The following is a 24,348-nucleotide window of genomic DNA, read 5'->3' on the forward strand; positions in this document are numbered from 1 at the left end:
AACAACCCAACGGCATGATCCACGCCACCGCCGACTTCACCCCCGCCGCATGGGCGACCTGGGAAGCCCTCTACGCGAAGTTCGCCGCCCCCGGCATGTGCAACCCCACAGACGAACACCCCTGCACCTCCGGCACCCCGACCCAAGAGCAGATCGATTCCGACACCCGCACCCTGGCGCAGCGTCGCCACGACGCGATGGCCTACATCGGCCGCCAAGCCCTCACCAAGGGCGAACTCGGACAACACAACGGGCTACCCACCACGATCATCGTGCGCACCACCCTGCAAGACCTCGAATCGAGGGCGGGGATCGGCGTCACCGGCGGCGGCACCCTGCTTCCGGTCAGCGACGTCCTCAACCTCGCCGCACAAAACAACACCCACCACTACCTGGCGGTGTTCGACCAAGCGACCGGCTCCGCGTTGGACCTGTTCCGGGCCCGGCGCACCGCGTCGGTCGCCCAACGCCTGATGTTGATCGCGCGTGACGGCGGCTGCACCAAACCGCACTGCACGGTTTCCGCCTATGGCTGTCAGGTGCATCACGCCGTCCTCGATTGGACCGAGGGCGGATTCACCAACGTCAACGACAACGGCCTGGCCTGTGGCTGCGACAACCGGATGGTCGCCCCAGGCGGCTGGACTACCCGCATCAACGAAAAGCATGAAGTGGAGTGGATCCCACCCCCCGACTTGGACACCGGCCAAGCGCGCATCAACGACTACCACCAACCCGAAAAACTCCGCCCACCCCCGGTGGACGCATGGACACCCCCAGTACCCGACGACGAGCGCCCGGGCGAGCCGCCAGCTGACAATGAGCACGCGGTGGAAGAACCGACCCCACCCGACCGCACGATCACCACACAGGACTGGATCGACGCGTGGGCAGCCTACGAACCGTCAGCACCCGATCAGACCTGCAGCCCGCACGACCCGCCGGCAGCCGACGCGCCAGCGATCAACGGCGGCGATGCCTGGGTTCCCGACAACCCGACCCCACCCGACGGGTCAACCACCAACGACGACAACAGGAGCCGCGAACCCGGCGGCCCAGGTCCGCCCGACGACAAAGCGGCTTGACGCCCCGCTGACCGGACGACCGATCGGTCGCGGAAGCGCGGGTTAGAAGCCCGATGGCCTGCCGTTGCCGAGATAGGTGAGCCCGGCAGTCTCGATCACGGTGGGATCCAATCGATTCCGGGTATCGAGCAGCACCGCGTCGGGCGCCTGCTCGGCGATCGCAGGCCAATCGAGGTCGACGAACTGAGGCCACTCAGTCAGCACCACGATGGCATCAGCAGCCTTGGCTGCCCGGTACGGATCGTCGACGCCGGTCACCTTCGCCGCATGCAGCACACCCCCGTCGATCGCGTGCAGCTGCGGATCGTACCCACAGACCTGCGCACCGTGCGCCGCCAGATGCGCACACACCGCCAGGGCTGGCGAGTCCCGGGTGTCGCTGGTGTCCGACTTGAACGTCAGGCCCAGAGCGGTGATTCGCGCCGACGACAGAGGTCGGTCGAGCGCCCGCCGCAACGCCACCGCGACACGCTCCGCCTGCGCGGCGTTGGTGGCGCGACACGCCTCCACCTCCGCGAGTGCGACGCCATGCGACTTGGCGGTGTGAACCAACGCCGCCGTGTCCTTCGGCAGACACGACCCACCCCACCCGGGGCCCGGTTGCAGAAAGGAGCCACCGATCCGCTCGTCGGCACCCATGCAGCGGGTGACATCGGCAACGTCCGCGCCAACGTGCGCACACAACTCCGCCAACGAATTCGCGTACGACAGCTTCACCGCGAGGAACGCGTTGCTGGCGTACTTCGCCAACTCCGCACTCTCCGGGCTCATGCACAGCGTGGGCACCGAATCGTGTCCGTATGCCCGACGGACTACATCGACTTCCGCGTCACCCAACGCGCCGATCACCAACCGATCGGGATGGCGGAAGTCGCGCACCGCATGACCCTCGCGAAGGAACTCCGGCGTCGACACCACGCGAATTCCCCTGCCGGACACGCGTTCATGGGTCCTGCGGGTCGTCCCCACCGGAACCGTTGACTTGAGCGCCACCACGGCGCCCGGACGTAACACCGACCCCAGGCGATCGACCACCGCGTCGACCGCGCCCAGGTCGGCGGCTCCATCAGCACCACTCGGCGTCGGCACGCACACGAATACCACGTCCCGATCCGCCAGCACCGAGTAGTCGGCGGTGAACCGCAGATTGCCGCGCGAGAGCCCACTGCGCAACACGTCCTGCAGTTCCGGCTCGTCGATGACCGCGATGCCCGCGTTGAGCCTGTCGAGCTTGCCGAGGTCCACGTCGACGCCCACCGTGTCGAGGCCACGCTCGGCCAAACACACGGCAGTGGTCAAGCCCACGTAACCCGCGCCGACGACGCCGACCCGGATGTCGTTCGCATCAGCACTCATGCGCACTCCTCCAAAATCGTGCGGCTGGCTTGAAGTACCCGCGAGGTGGTCAGCAGCAGCAGCCCGTCGTGCGGCCTGTCGGCGTGGGGATCGCCGACGTCTCCGGCCCACAGCGTGAGGTGACGTCCGGCGCCGCGGGGGCCCCACCGGCTCGGCGGCGTCGGCCCGAACAGATGCACCGACGGTGTCCCCGTCGCGGTCGCGACATGACCCACGCCCGTGTCACCACACACCACCAGCCGGCAGTCACTGATCAGGGCGACCAGCCCCAGCAGATCCAGTTTCCCTGCCAGCACGGCACTTTCGGGAAGTCCCGCACCACCGGCGACCGCGAGTGCGAGATCCCGTTCGTCGGCCGACCCGGTGATGACGACCTCGTGGCCGTCGCCGCGCAACTCCGCGGCGATGGCTGCGAACCGGTCCACCGGCCACCGTCGTGCAGGCGCCGCTGCCCCGGGATGCACCACCACAACCCCGGAGAAGTCCGGGTAGCCCTCCGGCCGGTCGATCCCGAGATCATCGGCATCACAACGTATCCCGGCCCACTCCAGCAGCGCGCACCACCGATCCACTTCGTGCACGTCGCTACGCCAGCGCGGTCCTGGCAGCTCGGGATGGCGCGGATGACGGTGCGTCAAGACGGCCGCTGGGTCGAGAGAGATCAGGTGATCCAGGCTCTGCGGGCCGCTGCCGTGCAGGTTGACCGCGAGGTCGGGGCGCCGGTCCAACCGCTGGACATCACCCAGTCGCGCGGTGGGTGCGAGTTCGTCGACCGCGCCGGTGAGCATTCCCAGCTCCCGAAACGCCTCCGGTGCGGCGAGTACCAGCCGGGCATCCGGAAAGTGCCGACGCAGCCCCCGCAACGCGGGAACGCCGGTCAGCAGGTCCCCAAGACCCAAGGCCCGCAGCACGTACACGACCTCGGTCGCGCCCGGATCCGTTATGGCCATGACGATTCCGTCGACGCGCACACCACCATCTCGCGCACCTCGCAACCGGCCGGCTGGGACAGCGCGAAGACCACCGTTTCGGCGACGTCTTCAGGCTGGTTCAGCTTGGCGTCCGGCGGCGGCTTGTACTGCTCGGTGCGTCCGTCGAAGAAGGCCGTGTGCATTCCGCCGGGGATGAGCAGTGTCACGCCCACCTCGCCCGCGAGTTCGGCAGCCAGTGCGCGGGTGAACCCCACCACGCCGAACTTCGATGCGCAGTAGGCCGTGGCGTCACCGACGGCCTTGATGCCCAACGTCGATGCCACCGTTACGATGCGACCCCCGCTGGCCTTCAGGTGTGGCAGCGCCGACCGCACCACGGCCGCGGTGCCGAGAAGGTTGACGAGCACGACCTGCTCCCACTCCTTGGCGGGCACGTCCTCGAGCGCGCCACAGGAGTCGATTCCGGCGGCAGTGAAGACGCCGGTGATGGGTCCGTCGGCCTCGTCGGCGAGAGTGTTCACCGCGGCGTGTACCGCTTCGGTGTCGGCGAGGTCGGCCAATGCGTAGGCGACGTCGCCCTTCGGCGGCTTCTTGTCGATGACCAGTGGCGTGCCGCCATGGCGGGTCACCGCGTCGACGGTGGCCGCGCCGAGGCCGGACGCGCCGCCGGTGATGATTACGTGGCCCAAAGTGGTCGAGGATGCCGTCATGTCATGTCCCTTCCGGGGTTTCGTGGGATCGCGCTGCGGCGATCAAGTTGGACGAGGAGTAGCCGGCGACGGTGGGGATGATGACCACCTCGCCACCGTGGTGGTGAACGACGTCGGCCTCGGGCAGGTCGTCGACCGCATAGTCGCCGCCCTTGACCCAGACGTCCGGCCGCAGCCGCTGCAACAGCGCTTCCGGCGTCGGCTCGTCGAAGACGGCGACCGCGTCGACACAGGCCAGGGCCGCCAGCACGCGGGCGCGGTCGGCCGCCGACACGATCGGGCGGCCTTCTCCCTTCAGTGCCCGCACCGAGTCATCGGAGTTGATCAGCACGAGCAGCGCATCACCGAGTTGACGCGCCTGCCGAAGCAGCCGGACGTGGCCGGTGTGCAGCAGGTCGAAGCATCCGCCGGTGGCCACCACCGTGCGGCCCTCGGCTTGCAGCTTGCGGGTCAGTGCGATCACGTCGGTGACGACGGGGTCGTCGGATGCCGTTGCCCGCGAGCCGAAGTCGGACACCGGCGCCGGTGTGGAGACCGCCGCCGCGCCTCCCGCGGCGACGAACCGGGCAGCGGCGTCCACTGCGGCCACCACCGCGGCGCGCAGGTCGGCGCCGCCGCCGAGCGCAACCGCTGCGGCTACCGCAAAACGATCCCCCGCCCCACACACGTCGGCCCTGACCGAGCCGGCGGCCGGAAGCTCCGGTACGCCGACGTGGCACCGCGCCGCATCACGTGGGAACACCCGTGCGCCCTGCGCACCGAGAGTCACGCACACCGCGCGGGCACGCCACTTCTCCCGCAGCGCCTCGGCTGAACCGCCGCCGCCGCAGAAGTGCTGCGCCTCCGTCTCATTGGGTGTCACGAGCGCACATCCCGGCGTCGGGGTGCAACCCCGGGGATGGGGATCCCACACCACGGGTACCCGTTGCGCGGCCGTCGTCAGCGCGGCGCGCAGCGCAGGCAGCGCCGTCACTCCCGCACCGTAGTCCGCGACGCAGATCGCCCGCGCCTCCGCGAGAACGGCGTCGACGTCGGAAGGCAGCGGGCCGGGCACCGTCACCGCATCGCCGTGGTCGATGCGCAGCACCGACTGGCCGCGCGCCCGCACCCGCGTCTTCGTGACGGTGGCGCCAGTCATGGGCAGAGCGGCGACACGAACCCCGCTGTCGTGCAATAACTCCCGCAACTGGCGACCGCCGCCGTCGTCGGCGATACCCGCGACCAACACGACGTCGTCTTCGTGGCGGGCGGCCAGCAGCGCGGCCAGACCCGCGCCGCCCGGCCGGTGCCAGACGCGTTCGGTGTCGACGACCGGTACCGGCGCCTCGGGGCTGAGGCGGGTCGCCGAGCCCTCCACGTCGACGTCGAGCATCGCGTCACCGACGATGACCAGCGGCCCCCGGCTCATGATTGCCCCGATCCGAGCAGCACGTCGTCGACGGCCATGCACAGGGCGTGCACCAACAGCAGGTGCACCTCCTGCACGGTGGCGGTTGTCGGGGCGTCGACGCAGATGGCGTCGTGACACGTATCCGCCAGCGGGTTGGGCGGCCGGCCAGCCAGCGCCCACGTCACCATGCCGACGTCGTTGGCGGCCTTCACGGCGGACAGCACGTTGCGGCTGGTCCCGCTGGTGGACAACGCCACCAGGACGTCACCGGACCGACCGTGCGCCCGCACTCCGCGGGCGAACATCTCCTCCTCGCCGTAGTCGTTGGCGATCGCGGTCAGCGCCGAGGTGTCGGCGTGCAGCGAGATGGCCGACAACGGGACGCGTTCGTCGCGGAACCTTCCGACCAATTCGGCGGTCAAATGCTGTGCCTCCGCGGCACTTCCACCGTTGCCGCACGCCAACAGCCGGCCGCCGCCGGCAAGGACGCCTGCTAGGTGGGTGCCCCACGCAGTGACTCGGTCGACGTCGGCCGCGGTTCGACCGACCGCATCGATGAGCGCATCGAAATGTGTTGCAATCATGGTTCTCCTCCCCACTGATGCACCGCGGCCACCAGGGCCGCATCGGTGATGCCGTCCAGGCACGGGTGTCCCGCGACCGGGCACTGCCGGGCGCGGGTGGCCCGGCATGGCGCGTTCTGATCTCCCAGCACCGTCACGGCCGCCGCGTAAGGACTCCACTGCGATGCGGGCACGACGGGTGCGAACAGCGACACCACCGGCGTGCCGACCGCCGCAGCGAGGTGAGCCGGTCCGGTGTTGGGCGCCACCACCACTCGCGCTGCGGCGAACACCGCGGCCAGTTCGGCGAGGCCGGTCCGGCCGCCCAGGTCGACCGCCTTGCCAGCGGCGACTTCCGCGGTGAGCGCCCGCTCCGAGTCGCCGCCCGTCACGACCACCCGATAACCAGTGCGGCGCAACGCCGCGACCATGGCCGCGCTGCGCGCAGCCGTCGGCCGGCGTGCGGGTACCGCCGCACCGGGATGGAACACCACGAACGGTTCGTCCCCAACCCGCCGTGCAACGTCGTCGGGCATGGCGTCGACCTCGCGGATGCGCAGTGCCCCGTCGTCGCCGTCGGGTAGCAGACACCCGTCTGCCTCGGCGAGGGAAAGGGCACGCAGTGGCTCGGGCACGCCGTCCTCGACGTGATGGCGCAAATCGAGCAGGGTGCCCGGATAGTCCTCGCAGACCGCACCGATCCACCCCACCCCGGCCATCCGGCACAGCAGCGCCAACGGCAACGGCGACTGGTGGAACGACGTGAAGATGAACGCCCGATCCACGGCCACGTCGCGCAGCTGCTTCACGAGCGCCTCGACGTGACCGGCGGTGAGTTCGGGTGAGTCGAAGTCGACCCAGGGCGCCTGCCATTCGATGATCTCGTCGACACCCGGCAACAGCTCGGCGGCGGCCCTGCCGCGCGGCCCGGCGAGCATCACCACCCGGTCGTGTGCCGCGGCAACCGCGCGTATCGCCGGCCCTGTGATCAGCACGTCACCCGCGCTGTCGAGACGTGCCACCAACGCCGTACTCATCGCGACTCCCGCAGCACCATCGACACCGCATCCGTCAGGCTCGCGGCCACCTTCGCCCGGTCCCGCGCGTCGGTGATCTCCTCGACGCGGGTCCGCTCGGTCGGCACCAGCACGGCGCGCGCGTTTGCGGCCAGAGCCGCGTTCACGTCACCGCCGGTGTCGCCGATCATCACGCACCGGTCCGGGGGCACGCCCAGGGCATCGGCCGCCGCGAGCACCATCCCCGGTTGCGGTTTGCGGCACGCGCACCGGTCGTCGTCGTCATGCACGCAGACCTGCCAGGCGTCGAACGGTCCGAGCTCGGCGTCGACCTTGGCGTTGACGGCGACCAATTGGTCGGGACTGATCAAGCCGCGCGCCACACCGGACTGGTTGGTGACGATCGCCAGGAGCAGACCACGCTCCCGCAGCCGGCCAAGCGCGTGCGCCGCGTCGGAAACCGGGCGAACACCGTTGGGGTCGTTGAGGAATGGGCCGTCTTCGATGATGGTGTCGTCGCGGTCGAGCAGCACCGCCAGCACCGGTTCCCGGACGGCCCGCCGATGCGTCCACTCCCCGACCAGCCGGTGCCACACCGCGGCAGGCGGGATAAGGGCCGACGTCAGCGCCATCCGCGCCGCCTCAGCCACGGAGTGCGGACCGGGCAGGAAGCGGCGCACGGTGAACTGCGTCGTCAGCGCCAACCAGCCGAAGGCCATCGCGGCCGCCGTCCGACGCCGCCCCGCAAGCGCCGCAAGGAGGGCCGCCGTTCCCACGGCGGTGGTTGCCACGTGGGCGGGCATCCGGCCGGGCCCCTCCCCGATCTGGCGTCGCCAGCCGCGGCCGAACTTGCGCCGCATCAACGCGTTGTCACGGTTGCCGATCTGAGCGCGCACGCTGCTCAGCGCCGTCGAGGCCGCGACGGGATGCGTGGCACGACGGGTGCCGCCGACGATGCGGTGGCCGGAGGAGACGATCCGCAGCGCCAGGTCGGAATCCTCGCGGTAGGCGCGGGGGAACCGTTCGTCGAATCCGCCTGCGGTGACCAGAACGTCGCGCCGGTACGCCATGTCGGCCGTGATCCAGCGTGCGGTGGCCAGCCGCTGCGTTCGACGCTCGTCGTCGGTGCTCCGCCGCTCCGTTGCGGTGGGCACCACCAAGAGTCCCTGTGACCCCGCTGCCCGCGCGGCCTCGGCCGCGGTCAGGTCGTCGGCGAGGCGCGACAGCCAGCCCGGCTGCGGCACCACGTCGTCGTCGAGGAACGCGACCCAACGGCTGGTGGTGGCGCGCCACCCGACGTTGCGGGCGGCGGCGGGTCCGCGTCCGCCGCTGCGCAACAGCGTGACCGGCAGCCGGGTGTCCAGCACCAGTGGCGGTCTCGGATCGGCGCGGTCGTCGACCACGACGACACAGTCGAGTGCGGCCCCGCGCTCTTCGTCGAGCGCAGATAGCAAGCGCTGCAACGACTCTCGTCCAATGGTCGGCACGACGATGGCGCAATCCAACTTCATCGCGGCCGCCGTACCAGGTAGGGGCCGATGGCCAACACGTCGATGGGCGAACTGCCGAAGCACTCCAACGCGTCGCGCGGACTGTCGACCATGGGCCTGCCGGCGGTGTTGAAGCTGGTATTGACGATCACGGGCACGCCGGTCAGTTCGGCGAAGCGGGCGATGGTCCCGTACAGCGGCGTCTGCGACTGGTCCACGGTCTGGATGCGCGCGGTGCCGTCGACGTGGGTGACGGCGGGGATCCGCTCACGCCACGATTCGACGACGTCGTGCACGAACAGCATGTACGGGCTGGGAAGCGGTCCCCTGGTGAAGATTTCGGCGGCGCGATCGGCGAGCACCATCGGGGCGACGGGCCGAAACTGCTCGCGGCCCTTGACGACGTTGAGCCGCTCCAGGTTATCGAGGTGGCGCGGGTCGGCGAGCAGAGAGCGCCCGCCAAGGGCCCGCGGCCCGAACTCCGACCGCCCCTGGAACCAGCCGATCAGCTGGTTGTCGGCCAGCGCGTCGCCGACCGCAGTGGCCAGATCGCGGGGCCGCTCGTACCGGATGGCCGCGTCGTCGAGCGCGGCGGCGATCTGCTCGTCGCTCCAGCCGCGGCCCAGTTGCGCCGACGGCATCGGGCTGATGGGCTCCCCCAGTTCCGCGGCCACCGCGAGCGCGGCGCCCAGTGCGGTGCCGGAGTCACCCGCGGCCGGCTGCACCCACACGTCGGAGAAGCCGCTCTCGGCGTGGATCCGAGTGTTGGCAACGCAATTGAGTGCGACGCCGCCCGCCAGGCAGAGCTGATCGGTGTCGACGCGTTCCCGCAGCCACGCCACCAGGTCGAGCAGCACCTCCTCGACGACCAGTTGGACACTGCAGGCGAGGTCGGCGTGCACCTCCTCCGGCCGGGCCAGCGCGGAGATCTGGTCGGTGGGCGTCGGACGTCGAGGCGGCGCCAACGATTCCCAGTCGATCGGCTCGGTGCGGAATCCACCGTCGCCGCATGCGTATACGCGTGCGCGCAGGTAGTCGGCGAAGCGCGGGCGGCCGTAGGACCCCATCGCCATCACCTTGTATTCGTCGCTGGACCGCTTGAAACCCAAGTGCTGGGTGAGGTCTTCGTACAACAGACCCAGCGAGTGCGGCAGCGACTGCGACGCCAGCACGTCGAGTTTGTGGTCGCGGTACACCCCCGACAACATCGAGGTGCGCTCCCCGCGGCCGTCGACCACCAGCACCGCGGAATCGGGGTGAGGCGAGGCCAGCGCCGTCGACGCCGCGTGCGCGACGTGATGGCGCACGTGCCGCACGACGGCCGGGTCGAGGCCGGGCAGTGCGGTGGCCAGGAAACCCGGTGCGCGTTGGGCATACAGCGTGCGCAGATACTCCCATTGCGCGTCGAGGCCGGGCAGGTCGTCCGGTTCACCCTCCATCAGCGTCGGGTCGTAGGAGTAGCCGACGGCATCGATGTCCGCGGGTTCGAGCCCCGCCTCGGCCAGGCACCACTTGGCCGCGGCGGTCGGCAGTTCCCACGTCGAGAACGGCACCGCCTGCTTGCCGTGCTTGCGGCGGCTGAACCGCTCCTCCTCGGCAGCGGCCACCACCTGGCCGTCGACGATCAGTGCGGCGGCCGGATCGTGAAATACCGCGTTGATTCCCAGAATTCGCATCAGCGACCTCCTGCCGGTGCGGACGTTGGATGACTGGAACCGACCCGGAACCACTCGACCGTGGCGGCCAGGCCGTCGACATAACTCACCGCGGGTGACCAGCCCAGCCGCTCGCGGGCCAGCGTGATGTCCGGGCAGCGGCGCTGCGGATCGTCGGTCGGGGTCGGCACGAACTCGATCGGTGAGTCACTTCCCGCCAACTCGCGGATCAACTCCGCGATGCGCAACACCGAAAGCTCCTCGGGGTTTCCGATGTTGACCGGCCCTTCGAAGTCACTGCATGCCAATGCGATCAGGCCACCGACGGTGTCGTCGACGTAGCACAGTGACCGGGTCTGGCTACCCGTTCCGGCCACGGTGATCGGCGCTCCGCTCAAAGCCTGACTGCAGAAGGCGGGCACCGCCCGGCCGTCGTCGGCGCGCATGTGCGGGCCGTAGGTGTTGAAGATCCGCGCCACCCCGATCGACACGCCGCGCTCACGCGAATAGGCGAACGTCAACGCCTCGGCATACCGCTTGGCCTCGTCGTAGACGCTGCGCGGCCCGATCGGATTGACATTGCCCCAGTAGCCTTCCCGCTGCGGATGCTCCAACGGATCGCCGTAGACCTCGCTGGTCGACGCCAGCACGAAGCGCGCACCACACCGCTCCGCGAGGTCAAGCGCATTGGCCGTGCCGTTGGCACCGGTGCGCAGGGTCGCCGTCGGCATCCGCAGGTAGTCCACGGGCGAGGCGGGCGACGCGAGATGGAAGACCGAGTCGAAGGTCTTGTCGCGCAACTCCTGCGGCAGTGGCTCGCTGATGTCGTGCCGCACGAAGCGGTAGCCGGGCCGTCCGTCGAGCCGGGTGTGGGCTGCGGGGGCACTGGTCGACAGGTCGTCGACGCAGACGACTTCGTCGGCGCCGCGGTCGAGTAGGGCCTCGCACAGGTGAACGCCGAGGAAGCCACTGCCGCCGGTGACCAGGATGCGGGAGAGTCGGGACACCGGCGAGCGGTACCCCGCCGACTCGTCATGAAACCGGGTTTGGCGGGATGGCCTTGGGGTAGAGGCATCGGTCATGGCCACTGAGTCACTCAAGTCACTCACCTCTTTCGTCATTGCCACCCGCGACCGCTGCGACGAACTCGTCGCGGTGGTGGAGCGGCTGTTGGAGACCACCCATTGCCCGATCGTGGTGGTCGACAACGGTTCCCGGGACGACTCGGTGCGCGCGGTACGCCGGTTGGCCGATAGGGCGACGGACCGACTGGAGGTGGTAGCACTGCAGGACAACCTCGGTGCGGTGGCCCGCAACGTCGGCGTTGCGCGCGCCAGCACACCGTTCGTCGCGTTCTGCGACGACGACTCGTGGTGGCATCCCGACGCCCCGACGATCGCCGAGTCGATCTTCGCCGCGAACCCAAGCGTCGCCGTGCTGGCCGCGCGCACCGTGGTCTGGCCGGACGAACGCGACGATCCGCTGTCCGCGGTGATGGCGGCCAGCCCGCTCGGCCGCGATCCCGCGCTGCCGGGACCCTCGATACTCGGCTTTTTGTCCTGCTCCTCCATGGTGCGCAAGGACGCGTTCGAAGCCGTCGGCGGATTCAGCCCGATCTTGCACTTCCGCGGTGAGGAGCAGTTGCTGGCATGGGATCTCGCGGCCAACGGCTGGGACCTGTGCTTCTGCCCCGAACTGGTGGCGTACCACCAGCCCTCGCCGACGCGGCCGCCCAACGCGGTGCAGGACGCCCGCAGCATGCGCAACGCCGTGTTGACCACGTGGCTGCGGCGACCGCTCGGGCACTGCCTGCGGGCCGCCGCCAGGCTCGGCTATGCCGCCACCGCGGACGTCGCCCACGCGAGGGCGTGCGCCGAGGCCCTTGGCAGGTTGCCCGCGGTCGTGCGCGAGCGGCGACGCCTTCCGGCGGACGTCGAGCGGTCGCTGGCCCTGCTCGGTGACGGCTGACGGCGCAGCCATCATCTGGCGCCCCGCGCGTACACCGGAATGCGATGACCAGTTTCCGCCAGGTGGCTGTAGACGCCGACGGAGTCGTCGGCCACCTTGTCCCACGTGTACCGGGCACAGACCCGCCTTCGGCCGGCCGCGCCCAGGGTGGCGCGAATTCGCTTGTCCCGCAGGATGGGGTTGATTGCGGCGGCGAGCGCGCGGAAGTCCTTCGGCGGCACCAGTCGTCCCGTGCCGTCGTCGACGACGGTGTCCAGCATGCCGCCCACGGCCGAGGCGACGACGGGCACACCGCACGCCATCGACTCCAGTGGCACGATGCCGAACGGCTCGTACCACGGGGTCGCGGCGACCACGTCGGCCGAGCGCAGCAGCATCGGCATCTCCTCGCGGGCAACGGACCCGTAGAGGTGCACCCGGTCAGCGACGCCCATCCGCGCGGCCAACTGTTGCAGCCGCATCGCCTCCGCGTCGTCGTCGAGTCCTGACTTGTCGGGGCCGCCGACGATGACCAGCTCCGTGTCGGGGATGAGCCGCATCGCGCGGATCATCGTGTCGAAACCCTTGCGCGGCACCAGCCTTCCGACCGATACGATGCGGTGAGGCTTCCCGCGTGGGGCCGTCGGTCCGCGCGGAGTGAACTCGTCGACGTCCACGCCGCACGGCACCACCGAGATGGCCGAGCGTGGCCTACCCATCCGGACCAGTTCGTCGACCTCGTCGGAACAGGTCGCCGCGACCCAGTCGGTCTTGCGGGCGATGAGTGTCTCCAGCCGGACCCGGTCGTCGGGGCTGGTGTCGTCGACCCCCTGGTGTCTTCTCTTGACCACCCCGAGCGCGTGAAACGTCTGCACTGCCGGCACGTCGTGCATGGCGGCCGCAGGCATGGTGGCCAGCCCGGACATCCAGAAGTGGGCATGCGCCACGTCGGGACGCCAGTCGTTCCAGCTCATGCCGAGGTATCGGCCGAACGTTCCCATGTACTGCAGCAGTTCGTCCTTGGGTAGCCCGCATGCGGGCCCGGCGGGCACGTGGACCACCGCGTACCCCTTCTCGGTGTCGACCCGGTCCGGCAGGTCGGGGTCGTCGCGGCGGGTGTAGACCACGACCTCGTGGCCGCGCCGTGCCAGTGCCGCGGACAGCTCCGCGACCGCGACGTTCTGCCCGCCCGCGTCGACGCCCCCAAGGTGCGCCAACGGGCTGGCGTGCTCGGATATCATCGCGACCCGCAGTGGAATTGGTTTCGGCAGTGCCGTCGCCGTCATGTGCACACCTCCTCGATCAGTCGGTCCCATTCGGCAAGGAATCGGTCCACGCCGAAATGCGCCGTCGCGTATTCACGTGCGGCCTTGCCTGCCGCCATCGCGGAACCGTGATCGACGCAGAACGCCTCGGCGGCCAGGGCCAGGGTCGTGAGATCGGCGCTCACCACGCCGGCCTCCGGCGGGACCACCAGTGGCGTCATGGTGGAGGCGATTGCGACGATGGGCATGCCAAGGAACATCGCCTCCAGTAGTGACAATCCCAGTGACGTCCAGCGCGCGGTATGCAGATACACCCGCCGCCGGGCCACCTCCTTCATCAGCCGCTGCGACGGCAAGTCACCCCGGCCGACGACGCGTTCCACCCGATGCGGTTCCGCGTTCAGGTCCTCGGAGCCGATGCCCCACACGTCGATCGGGACGTGGCAGCTCAGCGGGGCAAGCAGGTCCGCGCCGACCGTTCGCCATCGCCGCACCGGTTCGTTGATCATCGTGGCCGCTGCCGAGACGTCACCGACGTAGAGCTGTCCGGGGTCGGGCACGCCGTGGTTGATCACGCGGGTGGGTGCTGAGCCGTTGTCCCACATCAGTTGGTTGAAGTCGGTGACGTGGACCACCGGGATGTCGGTGCGCTCGGCCATCGGATGGACGCTGTCGACCGGGTGGGGTCGCGGCGCGTTGTGTTCGACGTAGACGGCCGGGACGTCGATCCCTGGACGCCGGTGCAGCCACTCGGCCGCCAGGTCGAGTTCCTCCGGGCGCTGCAGGACCACGACGTCGACCCGTCGTTCGGCGAGCTCCTCAGCCGCCACCTCGACCGCGTTCGGCCAGTCGCGTCCGCACAATCCGCGTCCGCGCTCGTCGCCCGTATGGGGCACCAGATAGGAGTGCCGACCCGCGACGAACGCGTCCATCCAGGACCCGTGCACGTGCCACACCAGCACGTCGAGGCCGGTCCCCGGAGAAGTCATGGCCGCGCGAATACCCTTAAGAGGATTCGATAAACCGGTTCTTCCTGAGAAGTTCCTGCCCTTGGTTTTCCACCAAAGACTGCTGGTAACAGCATGTTTCGCGATACGACAGCCGGAGGCGCGACCGGCAGCGGTCGACGAGGTATTGAATTGGAATGGTCGGATCAGGGCGTGAGCATGATCTTGACCGCACCGTCCTGCTTCTTCTGGAAGATGTCGTATGCGTGTGGGGCGTCGTCGAGCGGCAGCACGTGGCTGGCGAAGCCGTCGACACCGAGCGGGTCGTCGTCGGTCAGCAGCGGCATGATGTCGTCGACCCACCGCTTGACGTTGGCCTGCCCCATCCGAATCTGCACCTGCTTGTCGAACAGCGTGAGCATCGGCATCGGGTCGGCCATGCCGCCGTACACGCCGATCAACGAGATGGTGCCGCCGCGGCGGACGATGTCGATCGCGGAATAGAGCGCGTCCAGCCGGTCCACTCCTGCCTTCTGCAGCAACGGCTTGGCGATGGCGTCGGGCAGCAGCGACGTGGCCATGTGTGCGGCCTTGGCGATCGGCGACCCGTGTGCCTCCATGCCGACGGCGTCGATCACCGAGTCCGTGCCCCGTCCATCGGTCAGGTCGCGGATGGCGTCGCCCACCGAACCGTCGAGCGCCCTCAGGTCCAGGGTCCGGATGCCGAAGGCTGTGGCACGGGCCAGCCGTTCGGGCACGAGATCGACCGCGATGACCCGGTAGCCGAGGTGATGCGCGATGCGCGCGGCCATGTCGCCGATCGGGCCGAGACCAAGCACCGTCACGGAGCCGCCGTCGGGAACATCGGCGTAGGCGACCGCCTGCCATGCCGTGGGAAGGACGTCGGACAGGTAGACGAACCGCGAATCAGGGGGCCCGTCAGGCACTTTGATGTGGGTGAACTGCGCTTGCGGCACCCTCAGCAGCTCTGCCTGTCCGCCCGGTACTTCGCCGTACAGCTCCGAATATCCGAACAGCGCCGCACCCATGCCGTGCTCGCGAACCTGCGTGGTCTCGCACTGCGTGTACAGCTGACGGTCACACATGAAGCAGTGTCCGCACGAAATCTGAAAGGGAATCACCACGCGGTCGCCGACCTTCAGATTCGACACCTCGGAGCCCACCTCGGCCACGATGCCCATCGGCTCGTGGCCGAGGACGTCGCCGGGATGCATGAACGGGCCCAGCACTTCGTAGAGGTGCAGGTCCGATCCGCAGATGTTGGTCGACGTCACCTCGATGACCGCATCGGTTCCTTCTTCGATCTTGGGATCCGGCACGGTCTCGACGCGCACGTCGCGCCTGCCGTGCCAAGTCACTGCCTTCATCGCGCCTCCATCCGCTTCTGGGCCGCGCGCGCTCTCGTCGCGCCACGGTCGATCGCCACGCGACTACCCGCGACCATCGCATCGAAACGCGACCTCGGCGTCGACGTCAATTTGCCCGCGACCTGCACCCGCACTTCGCTTTTCGGCACCGTCATCCATCTCGCGAAAAGCTCGAGCCCCCCCGACTCAGCCGCGAATTTGCGGCCTACCGTGGTGATGTGGGTGAGGAGTCAGGCGTGCCGGCGGCGCGCTGGCCGAAGGTGGGCAAGTTCCGCTACGTCAGCGCGGCTGATCGCTGGGAGTGGTCGGATGAGGTGGCGGCCATGCACGGCTACGCGCCCGGCAGCGTGGCACCAACCACCGAATTGCTGTTGTCGCACAAGCATCCCGATGACATGCCCAATGTCGCGGAGGTCATCGACAACGTCCGCCGCAAGGGCGCCGCCTTCTCCAGCCGACACCGGATCATCGACACCGCGGGCAAGGTCCACGTCGTCGTGGTCGTTGGCGACCGGCTGGTCGACGGTGAGGGCACCGTCACGGGCACCGAGGGCTACTACGTCGACATCACGCAAGAATTCGACGCCGACTTCCAGACGTCGCTGACCGACGCGCTGGCGACGATCACCGAGCAGCGGGCCGTGATCAACCAGGCGATGGGCATGCTGATGCTCCGGCACGGCGTCAGCGCCAGTCAGGCGTTCGACGTTCTCACCGCACTGTCGCAGCATGCCAACGTCAAATTGCGCACGATCGCCCAGCGTTTCGTGGACCGCGTCGCCGCCGCTACCGTCCTCAACGGTGAGGACGGCGACCGCTTCGACGGCATCCTGCGCAACGTGCACCGTTCGGAACCTGCCGAGCACGACGGCGCCGAGCTGATACCGATGCGCCGTTCACGACGGACGGTGCCTCATTCCCGAAGGGTGACGTGAGGGCTCTGCCCGTACGTCTGCCGATACAGCACGGCGAACCGGCCGGTGTGGCCGAAACCCCAGCGGGCCGCCACGTCACTGACGGTGGTCGTCGATCGGTCGCTGGCGAGCAGGTCCTGATGGGCGCGGTCGAGGCGAACGTTGCGAACGTACTGCGATGGGGCGAGGTCGAGATGCCGACGGAACAGATACTGCACGGCGCGCGGTGACAGGTGCACCGCCGCGGCGATGTCGTTCACGCCGATGTCGGCGCCGACGTTCTCGTCGATGAACGAGATCGCCCTCCGCAGCTGGTGCGGCGCGTCTGCATCGGATGCGCCGTCCGAGGACGTCGCCACCGCATTGTTCGGGAAGCACGTCAGCGCCGACGCGGCCAAGACGCGCGCGCATGCGTCGGTGATCAACGAGCGTGACGCTGCGTCCGCTCCCGACACCGATTCGGTGACGAAGCGCAGCGCGTGATTCCAGGCGTCGGCCTTTGCCGCGTTCGGTGTTCGGCTCGCGGCGAACTGGATCTTCCCGACCGCGGAGCCGGGATGCTCGGCGGCGACCCGTCGCAGCAAGGGTCGGTCGACGGCCGTCAACCGAAGGCGCGCGTGCTCCACGTCGAGGGAGCACGGCAGTTCGGCAGCCACCAGCACCGGCTGGCCGGGGTGCAGATCGACCTCGTCGTCGGGTCCGGTGTAGCGGGCGGTCCCGCCGATGATCTGCACGACCAGGGCGCCCCGCTCCGGTTCGACGTCGAGGCGGTAACGGCCGGCGAAGACGACTTCGTCGAGCAGGAATTCCCGGCCGACGTAGCGAGCGTGCTGAATTGGCCGGCCATCGGCCAGCGCCGTGATCTTCACGGATCCGGCGTAGGCGAGGTCGATGACGCCGTCGACCGTCATCGGGTCGGCACCGTGGAAGGACTGGCGGCGGATCGCGGCGGGTTGGTCAGTCCGAGACTCGGCCGTCGAAGTGCTCACGAGCTTCGGCGATTCTCGACTCCGTCGCCCGTTACCCGCGACCGTCACTGCCCGGTGGGCCGATCGGCTCCCGGGATGGCCGGTTTCCACGTCGACGTTCTTCATGTTCGGTCCGCTCGGCTGACCGAGGCGACGACTTCGCCTGCGCGGACCCAGCCGGACCTGGCGATTCTACCGGCGATTCGTCGGATTCGCCCAGATACGGGTCAGGGGGGGGTGAGAATCGAGTGGGTCGGTGGCCTCGCCGGTGACCGCCCGGCTGCCAGGGTCGCCGACCGGGCCACGGCATGTTCGTAGGTCGTCGAGGCGTCCGCCGCCACCCGGTCCCAGCTGTAGCGCGACCGCACCCTGTCGCGACCGGCCAATCCCATTCCCATGCGCAGGGTGTCCTGACCGAGCATCTCGCGCAGAGCGAGGATGAACCTCGCGCTGTCACCAGGAGGCACCAACGTGCCGGTCACCTCGTGCACGACGGTGTCCAGCATTCCGCCCGCTGCCGATGCCACCACGGGCAGCCCGCATGCCATCGCCTCCAGGACGGGCAACCCGACGGGCTCGTACCGCGATGGGCACGCGAACGCGTGGGCCGACCGCAGCACCTCCAATACGGCCAGGTGTGGCAGCTCGCCTGTCAACCGGACGCGGTCGAGCACGCCGAGCCCTTCGGCCAGGCGCCTCAGCCGGCACGCCTCCTCGTCATGGCTGAGCTGGTCGGCCGGCGGGCCGCCGACGATCACCAGTTCGGCGTCCGGCAACTTCGTCATCGCACGGATGAGTACGTCGAAACCCTTGTCGGGTCGCAGCTTTCGTGCGACGGCTACGATCCGACGATGGTGTCCTTCCTCGGTGGGTGACTGGACGGCACCCACTAGATCGACGTCGATGCCGCGCGGCAGCACCGATACCCGGCTTCTGGAACAACCGAGCCGGACCAGCTCGTCGACGTCCTCGGTGCACGCTGCCGTCACGCACGCCGCGTTCCTCGCCAGCAGCACCTCCATGCGTTCCCTGCTCACCGCCGCGCGGGGGCGGTGCTGCCTGCGTCGCGCCGTCGCGCTGAGTACGGGGAGCGTCTGAACGGTTGGCAGGCCGAGACGGTTGCCGGCAAGTTGGGTGGCGATGCCATGTGTCCACGTCAGCGCGTGGACGACGTCCGGCCGGTCCACGGTCCACTCCTCAACCAGCAAGCGGGCGAGATCGCCGACGAAGGGCGCGACTTCGGCTGAGACACCTGAGGCATCGGCATCCGCCGGGGCGCGCACCACCCGGTAGCCATACGCCGTATCGATGCGTTCGACGTCGTCGACTTGGTCGCCGACTGTGTAGACGGTGACGCGGTGGCCGAGCCGTACCAGGGACGCTGCCAGTGACGCGGTCGTGGGAGCCGATGTCATGGCCTCGTCGATGAATGGAATCGGGGGGTTGTGCTCCCCGACCATTGCGACCTTCATTCCACCTCCCAAGTCCGGCGCCGAAGAGACACGGCGCATTACTTAAAGAAGTCCCAATTTCGGTCGCAGCCAAAACGAAGTACGCCAAAGTGTTCGCCCCCCGGACCGTCTTTCGCATCGCGGACATCCAAGAGATCGCGTTCGGCTCTGGTCGCAGGCCCGGTTGACGAGGACGATGGAGGGTAGACCAAAGGAATGGCAGCCATGGTGAGCGACGAGCGAATGAGCGGTGTGGTCGTCGTAGGCGCCTCCGCCGGCGGCGTAGAGGCGCTTCGGAACATGGCCGCTCACCTGCCCATCGACCTGCCATGCCCAATTCTGGTGGTACTGCACGTCCCCGCGGGGTCGCCGAGTGTCCTGGCACAAATCCTCGATCGTGCGGGCCCGATGCCGGCGGGCACCGCCGAGAATGGCACGCACCTCGAGCCGGGCCGGATTTACGTCGGTGTTCCGGACCGGCATCTGATGGTCTACGACCACCGCGTGCTCCTGACTCGCGGTCCGACCGAGAACGCCTACCGGCCCGCGATCAACGCGCTCTTCCGCTCCGCCGCGACGGCGTTCGGCCAGCGCGCCATCGGAGTGCTGCTGTCAGGCGTGCTCGACGACGGTGTGCTGGGCCTGGCCGCGATAAAGGCCCGCGGCGGAACCACCGTCTGCCAGAGCCGCGACGACGCCCTGTTCCCCGCGATGCCGGCCAACGCCTGCGCCGCAGGAGTGGTCGACCACGAGGTTCCCGCCGCCGACCTCGGCACCCTGCTCAAGGACTTGACCAGACGCGAAATCGAGGAGATCCAGATGGAAATCGACCCTCGAATGGAGCTCGAGAACCACATCGCGATGGGCGGGCACTCGGCCATCGAATTCGACAGCGAGAAGTTGGGACCGCCGTCGGGCTACACGTGCCCCGACTGCAACGGCTCGTTGGCATCCGTCGGGGACGGCCACTACCGCTGCCACGTGGGCCACGCCTGGACCGCCGAAGCACTGTTGAACGCCCGCGACGATGAAGTCGAGGGAGCGTTGTGGGTGGCCGTGCGCAGCCTGCAGGAGAAGGCGAAGCTCGCCCGTCGGATGGCAGCGAACGTCGGGGCCGGACCGCGCTCCCGCCGATACAGCGACCAGGCCGAAGAGGCCGAACACGCGCTGTCGGTGCTGGCCGATCGCCTGTCCAGCGTCGATCCGCCGGTCGGCAGCACGGCCGATGGCTAGCGCGCTGCAGGTCACCGAACCCGTCGCCGACGGTTCGGGCTCCTCCGTGCTCTTCACCGAGGGCGTGCTGGACGGGTCGACGTATCTCGGGTTGCGCGACGCCGTCGTGAAGGCCGCGCTCGCCGAGCCCCGAGGCGTCATCGTCGACGTCACCGCACTGATGGTTCCCGCGTCGTCGGCATGGTCGGTGTTCACCAGCGCGCGCTGGCAGGTCAGCACCTGGCCCGACGTGCCGGTGCTGTTGGTCTGCGCGCACGGGGAAGGCAGGGAAGCCATCCGGCGCAGCGGCATCACGCGCTACGTGCCGGTGCTCGCCGACGTCGGGGCTGCGGTGCACGCGCTCGACGACCGGTCCCAGCCGACCCGCCGCCGCGCCCGTGCCGAACTCGCGCCGGCGTTCGGCACCCTGAGGCAGTCCCGGCGCCTGGTGAACGACTGGTTGACGGTCTGGAAGCTGCGCGAACTCATCCCGGTCGCGGCGACGGTCACGACCGTGTTCGTCGAAAATGCGTTGGTACACACCGTCAGTGCGCCCGTGCTTATCCTCGAGAACTCGGGCGACGTGGTGACGGTCGCCGTCGAGGACACCAGCGCGGCCATCCCCCAGCGCCGGGAAGATCCCCTGCTGGGCGCCGACGTCGTCTCGGGATTGGCCATCGTCGCCGCCCTGTCCAGGAGCTGGGGTAGCTCGTCAACACCGAACGGCAAGACCGTCTGGGCGGTCATCGGTCCGGAGAATCGCCTCTAGCCGCGAGTAGTCTGCCGATGCAGACGCGGTTCGAGGGGATGGAAGCAATGGACGACGCAGGAGACGACTCCTTCGAAGCGCTGTTGCGCTACCTGCGGGATTCGCGAGGTTTCGACTTCACCGGCTACAAGCGCGCGTCGCTCGAACGCCGCATCCGCCATCGCATGGACAACGTCCGATGCACGACCTTCGACGAGTACCTGGACCTGCTGCAAACGAGTTCCGAGGAATTCGCCGCCCTCTTCAACACCATCCTGATCAACGTCACCTCGTTCTTCCGCGACCCGGAAGCTTGGGAGTACGTCGCGTCGAACGTCATCCCCCAACTCCTTGCGCAGCGGGGACCCAACGATCCCCTGAGGGTGTGGAGCGCCGGCTGCGCCTCGGGTCAGGAGGCGTATACCCTCGCCATGCTGCTGGCGGAGGCACTGGGCCAGGAGGGATTCCGGCACCGCGTGAAGATCTACGCCACCGACGTCGACGAGGGCGCGCTCAGCCAGGCGCGTGCGGCGACGTACGACGCCAAGGACCTTGAATCGGTGCCGCCCGACCTGCGGGCGCGCTACTTCGAAGAAGTGAAGGGGCGCTTCGTCTTTCACAAGGACCTGCGTCGCGCGGTGATCTTCGGCCGCAACGATCTGGTCAAGGACGCGCCCATCTCCCGGGTCGATCTACTGGTCTGCCGCAATACCCTCATGTACCTCAACGCCGAAACCCAGCGAACCGTTTTGGGGCGGCTGCACTTTGCCCTCGGCCGCCAGGGCATCCTCTTCCTCGGCCATGCCGAGATGTTGTTGAGCCACCGCGACCGCTTCACGCCCATCGAACTCAAGAACCGGATCTTCGGGAAGGCCATCGGGTCCCACACCGGAATCGAGCATCTGGGCGTGGCGGTTCCCGGTGGCGACCGGCACGGCGAACTGCCCGGCACCACGGCAATGCGCGAACTCGCGTTCCGCGCCAGCCCCGTCGCGCAGATCGTGGTGACGGGACACGACACCGTGGCGATGATCAACCACCAGGCGGAGACGACATTTGGCCTCTCGGCGCGCGACATCGGGCGGCTGCTGCGGGATCTAGAGGTTTCCTACCGGCCGGTGGAGCTGCGGGCGTACGTCGAACAGGCCAAGATCGAGCGGCGGTCCGCACGCATCCAGGACGTCAATTGGCAACGGCCCGGCTCGGATACGACGTGGTTCGACGTTCACGTCAACCCGCTGGTCGACGCGCAGAATGGGCTGATCGGCGTCTCGATCGCGTTCTTCGACGTGACCGCGACCCGGGCGCTGCTGGACAAGCTCGTCCAGACCAACGCCCAACTCGAAGCCGCGTACGAAGAGCTGCAGTCCACCAACGAGGAGCTCGAAACCACCAACGAAGAACTGCAATCCACGATCGAGGAGCTCGAAACCACAAACGAGGAACTGCAATCCACCAACGAAGAACTCGAGACGATGAACGCCGAGTTGCAGTCCACCAACGATGAACTGCACGCCATCAACGACACCCTGAACGAGCGCAGCATCGAGCTAGACGAGGCGCGAACGTTCACCGATGCGATGGTGAATTCGATCCGCTTCGGCGTTGCCATCGTCGATCAGCAGATGCGCGTCGTGGTGTGGAACAAGGGTTGTGAGGAGCTGTGGGGGCTGCGCGCCGACGAGGCGACCGGAGCCCCGCTCACGTCATTGGACATCGGTCTTCCGATGGACGCGGTGCGACCGTTGATCGGAACCGCGTTCGTCGACCCGGACAGTGTCGGCGAGACCATCGTCGACGTCGTGAACCGCCGGGGCCGGTCGATCCGGTTGCGCGTGACGTGCTCGTCGTTTCGGGCCTCGGAGAGCAGTGTGCAGGGCGCGATGCTGCTGATGGAGGTGCTTCCGGCTTAGCTTGGGGCTTAGTTTCGGGCACCCCGCCGCGACTCGTGGTCCTTCACCAGCCGCGCGGCGACTTCGGCGACGGGCGTGTTGGAGTCCTGAGAAAGCTGCCGCAGCAGATCGAACGCCTGCACCGCGTCGACGCCGAAGCGCTCCATGATCAGCCCCTTGGCCTGCCCGATGAGGTCGCGGGTGCCCAGCGCGCTGCGGAACTGGTGGTCGCGGCGCAGCAGATTCCACGCCAGCGCGGTGTCGGTGGCCAGCATCCAACCGAGCTCCACCGCCTCGTCGTCGAAGACGTGCGGGTGCTCGGCGTAGAAGTTCAACGCGCCCATCGTCCGGTGGTCGGCGAACAACTGGAACGACATCACGGTCTTCACCGGAGTGTGGGTTAGCGCATCCCGGCAGTAGGCCGGCCACCGAGTCTCGATCCGGAGATCGGGAATGCGCACCATGTGTTGCTCCCAGGCGGCGCTCAGGCACGGTCCGTCGTGGTGGCACTGCTGAATGTCGTCGAGCAACGCCGGATACGGGCCCACCGACGACGCCGTGCGCACCGAACCGTCGCGCGTGGCCACGGTGATGCCTGCGTACTCGGCGACGCCAAGGGCCTGCACGGCAGCCGCGGTCAGGTCGCCGAGGGCGGCGTCGATGTCGGCCGGTTCGGTGCGCTGGACGTTCTTCAGTAGCGCCTCGACCAAGGAGGCCAGCTCGCGGGCGATGTCTGTTCTCATGTCAGCTCCCCTCAACGGCCGACACCCAAGTGGAACACACCCGGAGCGGTCTGGCGAGGACGAGTTTTCAGCCCGCGACGAGCACCAATGCGGCTTCCGCGGCTGCCACGATGCGGCCCGGTTCGACGCCACCCTTCCACAACGTCTCGAACCCGCGGAGCACGCCGAGCAGCAGGGTGGCCAGCGCCTCGGAATCTGCGCCGGCAGTGACCATTCCGTCCCCCTGAGCTTCGGCGACACAGTCGACGAGGGCCTGCCACCACCGGTTCAGGGACCGACCCACCACACGGTCGACGTCGGGGTCCGTCGCGCCCAGTTCGGCCGCACTCTTCGACATCATGCAACCCCTGCGGTCGACGTCGGCCACGACGGCGTCGGCCCTCGCGCGAACGTGCGCGGCGAGGCGGTCGTACGCGGCCATGCCGGGTTGGGTCAGCTCTGCGACGGCCTTATCGATCGCGTCGGCGCAGTACCCGTCGAGTGCCCGCACGAACAGGGCGTGCTTGTCACCGAACGCGCCGTACAGGCTGCCCTTGCCAAGGCCAGTGGCAGCCGAGAGGTCGTCGACCGACGTCGCGGCGTAACCGCCGGTCCAGAACCGGTCGCGGGCGGCCGCCACCACCGTGTCTTCGTCGAACGTGCGGGGCCGGGCCACCACACCAGTCTACGAGTTCTG

The 24,348-nt window shown here is 68.7% G+C and carries 22 protein-coding genes; 6 read left to right on the forward strand and 16 right to left on the reverse strand.

What is annotated here, in order from left to right; genetic code table 11:
- Nucleotides 1-1,085: DUF222 domain-containing protein (locus N536_RS40510; protein WP_036438909.1), on the forward strand; the 1,085-nt coding region annotated here is incomplete at its 5' end.
- Between the two features lie 42 nt (nucleotides 1,086-1,127).
- Here N536_RS40510 and N536_RS0135810 read toward each other — a convergent pair.
- Genes N536_RS0135810 through N536_RS0135850 form a run of 9 tightly spaced genes read right to left on the reverse strand, consistent with a single transcriptional unit; the run spans nucleotide 1,128 to nucleotide 11,279 of the window.
- Complete coding sequence (locus N536_RS0135810; RefSeq protein WP_036438912.1) at nucleotides 1,128-2,441, reverse strand: UDP-glucose/GDP-mannose dehydrogenase family protein; 1,314 nt, start codon at nucleotides 2,439-2,441, stop codon at nucleotides 1,128-1,130.
- Complete coding sequence (locus N536_RS0135815; protein ID WP_029118002.1) at nucleotides 2,438-3,391, reverse strand: glycosyltransferase family 9 protein; 954 nt, start codon at nucleotides 3,389-3,391, stop codon at nucleotides 2,438-2,440. The genes N536_RS0135810 and N536_RS0135815 overlap by 4 nt, the downstream gene beginning before the upstream one ends.
- Entirely contained in the window at nucleotides 3,382-4,083 is a 702-nt protein-coding gene (locus N536_RS0135820) for an SDR family oxidoreductase (RefSeq protein WP_029118003.1), read from the reverse strand. Before N536_RS0135820 ends, N536_RS0135815 begins: the two co-directional genes overlap by 10 nt.
- 1 nt (nucleotide 4,084) lies before the next feature.
- Nucleotides 4,085-5,491, reverse strand: coding sequence for a D-glycero-beta-D-manno-heptose 1-phosphate adenylyltransferase (rfaE2, locus tag N536_RS42765; protein ID WP_036438915.1), 1,407 nt, complete (start codon nucleotides 5,489-5,491; stop codon nucleotides 4,085-4,087).
- Entirely contained in the window at nucleotides 5,488-6,057 is a 570-nt protein-coding gene (locus tag N536_RS42770; protein WP_029118005.1) for an SIS domain-containing protein, read from the reverse strand. Before N536_RS42770 ends, rfaE2 begins: the two co-directional genes overlap by 4 nt.
- Nucleotides 6,054-7,073, reverse strand: a complete 1,020-nt coding sequence (locus tag N536_RS42775; protein ID WP_036438918.1) for a glycosyltransferase family 9 protein — start codon at nucleotides 7,071-7,073, stop codon at nucleotides 6,054-6,056. The genes N536_RS42770 and N536_RS42775 overlap by 4 nt, the downstream gene beginning before the upstream one ends.
- Nucleotides 7,070-8,563: an HAD-IIIA family hydrolase gene (locus N536_RS0135840; protein ID WP_029118007.1), complete on the reverse strand. Its 1,494-nt coding sequence runs from the start codon at nucleotides 8,561-8,563 to the stop codon at nucleotides 7,070-7,072. The genes N536_RS42775 and N536_RS0135840 overlap by 4 nt, the downstream gene beginning before the upstream one ends.
- Nucleotides 8,560-10,218, reverse strand: a complete 1,659-nt coding sequence (locus N536_RS0135845; protein WP_029118008.1) for a carbamoyltransferase C-terminal domain-containing protein — start codon at nucleotides 10,216-10,218, stop codon at nucleotides 8,560-8,562. The genes N536_RS0135840 and N536_RS0135845 overlap by 4 nt, the downstream gene beginning before the upstream one ends.
- Entirely contained in the window at nucleotides 10,218-11,279 is a 1,062-nt protein-coding gene (locus N536_RS0135850; protein WP_081809530.1) for a UDP-glucuronic acid decarboxylase family protein, read from the reverse strand. The genes N536_RS0135845 and N536_RS0135850 overlap by 1 nt, the downstream gene beginning before the upstream one ends.
- Here N536_RS0135850 and N536_RS0135855 point away from each other — a divergent pair.
- Nucleotides 11,278-12,165, forward strand: coding sequence for a glycosyltransferase family 2 protein (locus N536_RS0135855; protein ID WP_029118010.1), 888 nt, complete (start codon nucleotides 11,278-11,280; stop codon nucleotides 12,163-12,165). The two genes, N536_RS0135850 and N536_RS0135855, sit on opposite strands and share 2 nt — an antisense overlap.
- An 11-nt stretch (nucleotides 12,166-12,176) precedes the next feature.
- Here N536_RS0135855 and N536_RS0135860 read toward each other — a convergent pair whose 3' ends face one another.
- The 3 genes from N536_RS0135860 to N536_RS0135870 all read right to left on the reverse strand — a co-directional run bounded on the left by N536_RS0135860 (nucleotide 12,177) and on the right by N536_RS0135870 (nucleotide 15,744).
- Nucleotides 12,177-13,397, reverse strand: coding sequence for a glycosyltransferase (locus tag N536_RS0135860; RefSeq protein ID WP_029118011.1), 1,221 nt, complete (start codon nucleotides 13,395-13,397; stop codon nucleotides 12,177-12,179).
- Between the two features lie 29 nt (nucleotides 13,398-13,426).
- The gene (locus N536_RS0135865; protein ID WP_051575021.1) at nucleotides 13,427-14,398 is read right to left on the reverse strand and encodes a glycosyltransferase; all 972 of its coding nucleotides are present in this window, start codon (nucleotides 14,396-14,398) and stop codon (nucleotides 13,427-13,429) included.
- Nucleotides 14,399-14,562: 164 nt separating this feature from the next.
- The gene (locus N536_RS0135870; protein WP_029118013.1) at nucleotides 14,563-15,744 is read right to left on the reverse strand and encodes a zinc-dependent alcohol dehydrogenase; all 1,182 of its coding nucleotides are present in this window, start codon (nucleotides 15,742-15,744) and stop codon (nucleotides 14,563-14,565) included.
- A gap of 218 nt (nucleotides 15,745-15,962) precedes the next feature.
- On the opposite strand from N536_RS0135870, the gene N536_RS40515 reads away from it, so the two are divergent.
- Nucleotides 15,963-16,679 carry a PAS and ANTAR domain-containing protein gene (locus tag N536_RS40515; RefSeq protein WP_064751625.1) on the forward strand — a complete coding sequence of 239 codons (717 nt, stop codon included), beginning with the start codon at nucleotides 15,963-15,965 and terminating at the stop codon, nucleotides 16,677-16,679.
- On the opposite strand, the gene N536_RS40520 is transcribed toward N536_RS40515, so the two are convergent.
- Nucleotides 16,658-17,647: an AraC family transcriptional regulator gene (locus N536_RS40520; protein ID WP_231514736.1), complete on the reverse strand. Its 990-nt coding sequence runs from the start codon at nucleotides 17,645-17,647 to the stop codon at nucleotides 16,658-16,660. The genes N536_RS40515 and N536_RS40520 overlap by 22 nt on opposite strands.
- A 206-nt stretch (nucleotides 17,648-17,853) precedes the next feature.
- Nucleotides 17,854-19,098 carry a glycosyltransferase gene (locus N536_RS40525; RefSeq protein WP_051575023.1) on the reverse strand — a complete coding sequence of 415 codons (1,245 nt, stop codon included), beginning with the start codon at nucleotides 19,096-19,098 and terminating at the stop codon, nucleotides 17,854-17,856.
- Between the two features lie 195 nt (nucleotides 19,099-19,293).
- Between N536_RS40525 and N536_RS0135900 the strand changes: the two genes are divergently transcribed.
- From N536_RS0135900 to N536_RS0135910, 3 genes are read left to right on the forward strand one after another with little or no spacing between them, the layout of a single operon-like run.
- On the forward strand, nucleotides 19,294-20,310 hold the full coding sequence (locus N536_RS0135900) for a chemotaxis protein CheB (RefSeq protein ID WP_029118015.1): 1,017 nt from the start codon (nucleotides 19,294-19,296) through the stop codon (nucleotides 20,308-20,310).
- On the forward strand, nucleotides 20,303-21,058 hold the full coding sequence (locus tag N536_RS0135905) for an STAS domain-containing protein (protein ID WP_051575024.1): 756 nt from the start codon (nucleotides 20,303-20,305) through the stop codon (nucleotides 21,056-21,058). The genes N536_RS0135900 and N536_RS0135905 overlap by 8 nt, the downstream gene beginning before the upstream one ends.
- A 38-nt stretch (nucleotides 21,059-21,096) precedes the next feature.
- Nucleotides 21,097-22,950, forward strand: coding sequence for a CheR family methyltransferase (locus tag N536_RS0135910; protein ID WP_029118017.1), 1,854 nt, complete (start codon nucleotides 21,097-21,099; stop codon nucleotides 22,948-22,950).
- 8 nt (nucleotides 22,951-22,958) lie between these two features.
- Here N536_RS0135910 and N536_RS0135915 read toward each other — a convergent pair whose 3' ends face one another.
- Together N536_RS0135915 and N536_RS0135920 are read right to left on the reverse strand one after the other, a co-directional pair.
- On the reverse strand, nucleotides 22,959-23,672 hold the full coding sequence (locus tag N536_RS0135915) for a GAF and ANTAR domain-containing protein (protein ID WP_036438921.1): 714 nt from the start codon (nucleotides 23,670-23,672) through the stop codon (nucleotides 22,959-22,961).
- Nucleotides 23,673-23,739: 67 nt separating this feature from the next.
- Nucleotides 23,740-24,327 carry a TetR/AcrR family transcriptional regulator gene (locus N536_RS0135920; RefSeq protein ID WP_029118019.1) on the reverse strand — a complete coding sequence of 196 codons (588 nt, stop codon included), beginning with the start codon at nucleotides 24,325-24,327 and terminating at the stop codon, nucleotides 23,740-23,742.
- Between the last annotated feature and the right edge of the window lie 21 nt (nucleotides 24,328-24,348).

Source organism: Mycobacterium sp. URHB0044 (assembly GCF_000620625.1).
Lineage (GTDB): Bacteria > Actinomycetota > Actinomycetes > Mycobacteriales > Mycobacteriaceae > Mycobacterium.

Coding starts and splice junctions, on each gene's coding strand:
- N536_RS0135810 (WP_036438912.1), bottom strand. CDS start 2,441: ATGAGTGCTGATGCGAACGACATCCGGGTCGGCGTCGTCGGCGCGGGT.
- N536_RS0135815 (WP_029118002.1), bottom strand. CDS start 3,391: ATGGCCATAACGGATCCGGGCGCGACCGAGGTCGTGTACGTGCTGCGG.
- N536_RS0135820 (WP_029118003.1), bottom strand. CDS start 4,083: ATGACGGCATCCTCGACCACTTTGGGCCACGTAATCATCACCGGCGGC.
- rfaE2 (WP_036438915.1), bottom strand. CDS start 5,491: ATGAGCCGGGGGCCGCTGGTCATCGTCGGTGACGCGATGCTCGACGTC.
- N536_RS42770 (WP_029118005.1), bottom strand. CDS start 6,057: ATGATTGCAACACATTTCGATGCGCTCATCGATGCGGTCGGTCGAACC.
- N536_RS42775 (WP_036438918.1), bottom strand. CDS start 7,073: ATGAGTACGGCGTTGGTGGCACGTCTCGACAGCGCGGGTGACGTGCTG.
- N536_RS0135840 (WP_029118007.1), bottom strand. CDS start 8,563: ATGAAGTTGGATTGCGCCATCGTCGTGCCGACCATTGGACGAGAGTCG.
- N536_RS0135845 (WP_029118008.1), bottom strand. CDS start 10,218: ATGCGAATTCTGGGAATCAACGCGGTATTTCACGATCCGGCCGCCGCA.
- N536_RS0135855 (WP_029118010.1), top strand. CDS start 11,278: ATGGCCACTGAGTCACTCAAGTCACTCACCTCTTTCGTCATTGCCACC.
- N536_RS0135850 (WP_081809530.1), bottom strand. CDS start 11,279: ATGACCGATGCCTCTACCCCAAGGCCATCCCGCCAAACCCGGTTTCAT.
- N536_RS0135865 (WP_051575021.1), bottom strand. CDS start 14,398: ATGACTTCTCCGGGGACCGGCCTCGACGTGCTGGTGTGGCACGTGCAC.
- N536_RS0135870 (WP_029118013.1), bottom strand. CDS start 15,744: ATGAAGGCAGTGACTTGGCACGGCAGGCGCGACGTGCGCGTCGAGACC.
- N536_RS40525 (WP_051575023.1), bottom strand. CDS start 19,098: ATGAAGGTCGCAATGGTCGGGGAGCACAACCCCCCGATTCCATTCATC.
- N536_RS0135900 (WP_029118015.1), top strand. CDS start 19,294: ATGGCAGCCATGGTGAGCGACGAGCGAATGAGCGGTGTGGTCGTCGTA.
- N536_RS0135905 (WP_051575024.1), top strand. CDS start 20,303: ATGGCTAGCGCGCTGCAGGTCACCGAACCCGTCGCCGACGGTTCGGGC.
- N536_RS0135910 (WP_029118017.1), top strand. CDS start 21,097: ATGGAAGCAATGGACGACGCAGGAGACGACTCCTTCGAAGCGCTGTTG.
- N536_RS0135915 (WP_036438921.1), bottom strand. CDS start 23,672: ATGAGAACAGACATCGCCCGCGAGCTGGCCTCCTTGGTCGAGGCGCTA.